The 3112-nt window shown below is 69.7% G+C and carries 4 protein-coding genes; 1 reads left to right on the top strand and 3 read right to left on the bottom strand.

What is annotated here, in order from left to right; all coding sequences use genetic code 11:
- Positions 1-711: TraB/GumN family protein (locus RMO04_RS15945; RefSeq protein ID WP_309645759.1), on the top strand; the 711-nt coding region annotated here is incomplete at its 5' end.
- 9 nt (positions 712-720) lie between these two features.
- Here RMO04_RS15945 and RMO04_RS15940 read toward each other — a convergent pair.
- The 3 genes from RMO04_RS15940 to RMO04_RS15930 form a co-directional block, all read right to left on the bottom strand.
- Entirely contained in the window at positions 721-1284 is a 564-nt protein-coding gene (locus RMO04_RS15940; RefSeq protein ID WP_309645758.1) for a DUF3035 domain-containing protein, read from the bottom strand.
- 79 nt (positions 1285-1363) lie between these two features.
- Positions 1364-1855 (bottom strand): signal peptidase II, encoded by a 492-nt coding sequence (gene lspA, locus RMO04_RS15935; RefSeq protein ID WP_309645757.1) that lies wholly within the window; start codon positions 1853-1855, stop codon positions 1364-1366.
- On the bottom strand, positions 1852-3112 hold a 1261-nt coding region (locus RMO04_RS15930; protein ID WP_309645756.1), incomplete at its 5' end, for a class I tRNA ligase family protein. The genes lspA and RMO04_RS15930, both read right to left, overlap by 4 nt.

Below are 3112 nucleotides of genomic sequence, written 5' to 3'. Positions count from 1 at the left end.
GAGCGGCGCCTGACCGGCGCCCACACCGTGATCCTGCCCTTCAACAGCATCAGCATCAGCATCCTCAGCGTGCCGGGTCTGGCCATCCAATGGGCGCGGTTGAAGGGCGGTCCGGCGGAGGACAGGATGCCGGTCGAAATTCGGCGGCGCTTCGTCGCCGCGCGCGAGGCGGCCGCCCAGCCGGCCAAGCGCTACAGCTATAAGAACGAGCTGCTGGTCGGCCTGGTCCTGGTGGGCGACTACCGCGAGAGCGTGAAGCTCACCGCCGCCGATCCCGGCAAGACCGTGGCGCGCTTGGCCAAGGCGCGGAAGATCAAGACCGAGAGCCGCTCGCTGTCCCTGGGCCCAGTGCTGGGACAGGCCGCGAAGATGGGCGCCGGCCCGCAGCGGGCTTGTCTGGAGGACGCCCTGGAGGAGATCGAGGCGGGTCCCGGCGGCGCGCGAAGGGCGGGCGCGGCCTGGGCGGACGGAGATGTGCGCGGGGCGCTCAACCAAGAGCGCGGCTATGATCGGTGCCTGGCCGCCTTGCCCGGCGCGCTCAACCTCGACGCCCGCTTCAAGGCCGAGCAGGTGGCCGCCATCGAGCGGGCCCTGGCCAAGCCGGGGCACGCCGTCGCGGTCGTGCAGCTTCGGCCGTTGTTGAGCCAGGGTGGCGTGCTGGACCGCCTGCGCGCCAAGGGCTTCACGGTGAAAACCCCGGGCGACGCGTAACCCCGAGCCCTAGAGCCCTGGCAGCTTGATGCGCGAGGATTTTTCGCGAGCGATGACCACCGCGCCGCCACCGGTCAGCGCCTTGACCCGCGCCTCTTCGGCCGCCGCATCGATGGGGGCGGCGACATTGTCGCCGGCCGCGGCCGAGGTGGCCGCCGATTCGGGGGCCTTGTCGCTCTTCCAGAACATCACCCGGTCGGCGAAGCCCTTTTCCTTGTGCGACAGGTCGCCGGTCTCGTCGTCGACGACGTAGCGAATGAGCGGGTCGGCCTTGTCGGCGCCAGCCTTGGCCACCAGCAGCTTCTCGCCGTCCGAACGGGCCTGGGCCTCGCGGGCGCCCAGCAGGGCGTTGCGGGCGGCGCTTTCGGGCTGCAGCTCCTGGGGACGCGGCTCGCCTGGGGCCGGTGGGCGCAGGGCGTAGTCGGGCGGCACCACCAGCGGGGCCTTGGCGACCACGCGGAACTCGTCGGGCGTGACCTTGGCCATGCCGAGCGCGTCGCGCGTCGAGGTGCAGGCCGAGAGACCCGTCGCCGCCAGCAGGGCGGTGGCCACGATCACACGGTGGAAGCTCATGAAACTGAAACTCCTATGGCCGCCCCCGGCCGGGAAGGGATGTTTGAATAACGCAAAGCGCAAACCGCGCCAACGCGGATTAGGTCACAGGGTCTTTACGCAGGGAATCGAGCAACAAGAAGACCACCCCCACCGTGATGGCGGCGTCGGCGACGTTGAACACCCAGGGGAAGAAACCCAGCCGCTGGAAGTCCAGGAAGTCGGCCACCGCGCCGAAGCGGATGCGGTCGATGACATTGCCCAGCGCCCCGCCCATCACCAGGCCGAACCCGATGGCCATGCTGGCGCGCGGCGCCTGGCGCGCCCACCAGGCCAGGACGCAGGAGACCGCGATCGCGAACGCGGTGAGCAGCCAGCGGGTCAGCTCCTGGTCGGCGCGGAACAGGCCGAAGCTGACCCCCTTGTTCCAGACCATGGTGAGCGAGAACGGCCCGGCGATCGGCACGGAGAACCGCGACGGGAGGTCATAGACGGCCAGGATCCAGTACTTCGACGCCTGGTCGGCGACGATGACCACAGCCGCCAGCAGATAGGCGACCAAACCGAACTTCGAGACGGGCGACGTACTCACGCGCGCGCCGCGTCCCAGGCGGCCACGGCCTGCGCGTCCCGCTTGCTGAGATCCGGATAGCGCGGGTCGGAGCCCACCTCAGGCAGGATACGCCAGGAACGGGCGCACTTCTTGCCGTCGGCGCGCAGCGGTTCGACCGCCACGCCGGGGCTCTCGGCCAGGCGGAAGGCGCCGGCCGGACCGTCGCCCGCGACCAGCGTCGCCTGGCTGGTGCGGAACACCTCGGCGGCGTCCAGGCCGTCGAAGGCGGCGATCAGAGCCGGGTCGGCCACGTGCACCTTGGGCGCCGCCTCGAGGGCCGCCCCCATGCGCTTCTCGCGGCGCTCGACCTCCAGCGCGCCGGTGACGACGGAGGTCACCGCCTGCACCTTGGCCCAGCGTTCGGCCTCGACGGGATTGGCCCAGGCGGCCGGCGTGTCCGGGAACACGCGCAGACTGTTGGAACCGCCGCCCGGGAAGCGGGTGGTCCAGGCTTCCTCGGTGGTGAAGGGGATGAGCGGGCTCATCCAGATGGTCAGGCGCTCGAAGACCAGGTCCATCACCGTGCGCGCGGCGCGCCGACGCAGGCTGCCCGGCTCGTCGCAATAGAGGGCGTCGCGGCGGATATCGAAGAACAGGCTCGACAGCTCGTTCTGGCAGAACTCCAGGATCGGCCGCGAGACATCCTGGAAGATGTAGTCGCGATATGCGGCGCGGACCTGGCCGTCCAGCTCCCACAGCCGGTGCAGGATGAAGCGCTCCAGAGGCGGCATGTCGGCATAGTCGACCTCCTCCTCGTCGGTGAAGCCCGCCAGCGCGCCCAGCAGGTAGCGCACGGTGTTGCGCAGCTTGCGATAGGCGTCGGTGGTGGTGGCCAGCACGGTCTTGCCGATCCGGCTGTCGTCGGCGTAGTCGATCGTCGCCGCCCACAGGCGGATGATTTCGGCGCCGCTCTCCCGGATCACCGTCTCGGGTTCGACGGTGTTGCCCTTGGATTTCGACATCTTCTCGCCGTTCTCATCCATGGTGAACCCGTGGGTGAGAATGGCGTCGTAGGGCGCTCGGCCGCGGCTGCCGGAACTCTCCAGCAGCGAGGACTGGAACCAGCCGCGATGCTGGTCGGAGCCTTCCAAGTAGAGGTCGGCGGGCCAGCGCGTGTTGGAACGGCCCTCCAGCACGAAGGTGTGTGTCGAGCCCGAGTCGAACCAGACGTCGAGGATGTCCTCGACCTTCTCATAGCGGTCTGGGTCATGGGCGCCGAGGAAGTCGCTCACCGGC

This window comes from Phenylobacterium sp. (genome assembly GCF_031412415.1).
Taxonomy (GTDB): Bacteria; Pseudomonadota; Alphaproteobacteria; order Caulobacterales; family Caulobacteraceae; genus Phenylobacterium.
The sequence above is the reverse complement of the archived record's forward strand: the minus strand, read 5'-3'. Positions and strand labels throughout refer to the sequence as shown.